The organism is Ilumatobacter nonamiensis YM16-303 (assembly GCF_000350145.1).
Taxonomy (GTDB): Bacteria; Actinomycetota; Acidimicrobiia; order Acidimicrobiales; family Ilumatobacteraceae; genus Ilumatobacter_A; species Ilumatobacter_A nonamiensis.
In genome coordinates, this window is the sequence record NZ_BAOL01000286.1 from 1 (window position 1) to 2,143 (window position 2,143).

At 66.7% G+C, this 2,143-nt stretch carries 1 protein-coding gene and 1 pseudogene; both read right to left on the reverse strand.

Translation table 11 applies throughout. From position 1 onward, the window contains the following. Positions 1-994: pseudogene (locus ON45_RS23500) on the reverse strand (hypothetical protein); the annotation flags it as partial. A 91-nt stretch (positions 995-1,085) separates the two neighbouring features. Further along, a partial coding sequence (locus ON45_RS19785) for a glycosyltransferase family 2 protein (RefSeq protein WP_051063469.1) occupies positions 1,086-2,143 on the reverse strand: 1,058 nt, incomplete at its 5' end.

Consider the following 2,143-nt stretch of genomic DNA (forward strand, 5'->3'; position numbering starts at 1 on the left):
TCCCCGCTCCACTCGAGCCCGGGTTGACGAAGCGAGAGAATCCGGGTCCGTACATCGCCGCGACATCGACCGCATTGCGCAGACCGTTCGCGTCTCCTGATCGATAGTCGTTCACACCGGAGGTGATGACGCTGCGCATCACTTGGTGGAGACCCTGGTAGGTCGAGTCGTAGTGGGCGAGCCCGAAGACGTGTCCGACTTCGTGGCGCAGGATCAGTTCGATCAGATCACGGTCGTAGTTCGACGCCGAGGACACCGTCACTCTGCCCGCCTCGATGAGATGCTCGCGATACTCGGCCCGGTAGACCGTTGAGGTCGGCCCTCCGCATCCCGCCCAGCTCGTCGAGGTGCCGGAGCACGTGGGGCTTCCGAAGTGATTGGTCGCGTAGTTGACCAGGATCTCGTTGTTCGATGGGGTGCGGCTGGTCGAGTACGTGCCGGCAGCGACGACGACATCGGAGCCCGTCGCCTGGCTGAGGTCACGCGCGACCTGGACCGCTGCAGAGCGGAACGACGGCGCTCCGGATGCGTTCGCGGTCAGCAGCAAGCGCCATGGCTCTGGTGAGACCGGGATGTTGACGAGCGCCGAGTAGCCGGGTCCGTTCCCCGGCACGTACGCGGGTTGGACCCGCTGGATGAACTGCTCGAAGTCCGGCTCCAGGTACGGTCCCGAATCGATCCCCAGGTGCTGGTCGTCCCCCACGTGCTCATCGTCATGGTCGGCGTCCGGCGTCGACGGAGCGGGCATCGTGGTCTCGGGAATCGTGGTCGCCGGAATCGTGGTCTCGGGAATCGTGGTCTCGGGGATCGTGGTCGTGGGGATCGTGGTCGGCGTCTCGCCGGCGGGCGGCGGAGGCGAGGTCGTCGGCTCGATCGTCGTCGTCGGGTCGTTGCCGTCTCCGGGCGGCTGTTCGATCGTGTCGGGTGCCGGAGGTTGGGCGTCAGCAGCACCGCTCGCTGCGATCGTCGCCACCGAGAGTGCTGAGACGATCACGATGGCAGGTCCCAGACGGTGACGGCTGGAGGCGAGGGACGAGAACATGTCCACTGTCTATCGGTTGTTGCGAACGGGTGAAAGTTGAAGGTCAGTTCGGTGACGATCGATGCCGGTCGGAGCGAACGCGAGCGTCGATGCTCTGACCGGTGCGTCCGGGTCGGGACAGCCCGAGCAGCAGTCCCGTCGTCCAGGACGAGTGGATCGTCGCGAGAGCCAGCGCCGTCCGAAACGGCCGTCTCGACATTCTGCCCGAGAGCGACACGGCACTCGCGTACGCGAACGGAACGATGAGCATCGGACGCCAGCGCAGTCCGGCGACCGACCCGAGCACGACACCGATCACACCGACCGGCGGGATCAACTGGCGCAGTCGGAGGGAATGCGGGTGTTTGCGCAGCACGACCGCCTTCCACCATCCGTATTCGAAGTACTGGCGAGCCAGCGCCTTCCAGGTCGAGCGCGGCGTGTAGCCGACCGACAGCGACGGGTCGAACCACACCGTGTCGCCTGCATCTCGGAGACGGATGTTGAGTTCGTAGTCCTGGTTGCGGATCAGGGACTCGTCGAACAACCCGACCGCCTCGATCGCTGCCCGGTCGAACACGCCCAGATACACCGTGTCGACCGACCCCGCGACCGACCCGATCCGGTACGACGCGCCTCCGGTACCGAGAATCGATGTCGTTGCGTCGGCGACCGACTGCTCGAACGGCGTCGTCGGCTCGGGCCGCTGCACACCGCCGACGTTCGCCGCGCCGGTTTCGCGCATGATTTCGACCGCTCGACGGACGTAGCCGGCCGACAACTGGCTGTGTCCGTCGACGCGCACCACGACCGGCGCAGTGCCGGCGCGAATCGCCACGTTCAGTGCGCTCGGCGTCCGGCCCGACGGATTTTCGACGACGAGCAGGTCATCGGCGGACGATGCCAGGCTCGCCGCCAAGGCCTCCGTGCCGTCGTCGCTCGGTCCGACACCGAGGATGATCCGCACACGTCCCGGATAGGCCTGCATGCGCACCGACGCGAGCGCGGTCTCGAGGTGCGGTGCTTCGTTCCGGATCGGCATGACGACGTCGACGTCCGGCCACGCATCCGACGACCGCCAGTCGGCGGTGCCATCCTGTGTCTGACACCCGATGGCGCGGT